The following is a 550-nucleotide window of genomic DNA, read 5'->3' on the forward strand; positions in this document are numbered from 1 at the left end:
GTTCATTGGCTGCTTGGTTTGGCTGCATCAACCGACCGAGCAGCCCACTCACCTAACCCGCTTTGTGAACTACTGAGTATAGGCCGGGTGGCATCACGACCCACGTGATGATAGATACAAGCCCGAATATACCGTCCAGCGTCCCGCCATTGCCAGAATATCCTGCTATTCCCAGTATGAAACCAAAAGTCCATACTGCTGTTCCAAGTTGGATGAAACGATAGTACGAATCATTGGAAATGCCGGCCCAGAACCCCTCATCTGTTGATTTATCTTCGGACTGGGCCTCGTTGACAGTGGGGGGATGCAGTACCAGATATCACCTCGGATGTATCGTATTGGTCCAGCAGATCGTAGCTATTGAGTCGGTCAATCAGTTCGACCATTTCGTCGCCGTTGACGGTTTTAACGTTCAGTTCTTGGGCGCGTTCCTCGGCGTCGTAGGTGAACTCGTTGGATGTTACAATGACGACGGCTCTATTGAATCCGCAGAGGGCAGCGGGATTCACGGTTTGAGTGCCAGTTCGAGGTTGTAGACCGCAGCGGTGAG

General features: G+C 52.0%; 1 pseudogene. It reads right to left on the bottom strand.

Annotated features, from left to right (window positions below):
* Positions 1-269: 269 nt before the first annotated feature.
* Positions 270-550 (bottom strand): annotated as a pseudogene (locus PHA81_RS20890) (hypothetical protein); the annotation flags it as partial.

This window comes from Halococcus sp. PRR34, assembly GCF_028617175.1.
Classification (GTDB): Archaea; Halobacteriota; Halobacteria; order Halobacteriales; family Halococcaceae; genus Halococcus; species Halococcus salifodinae.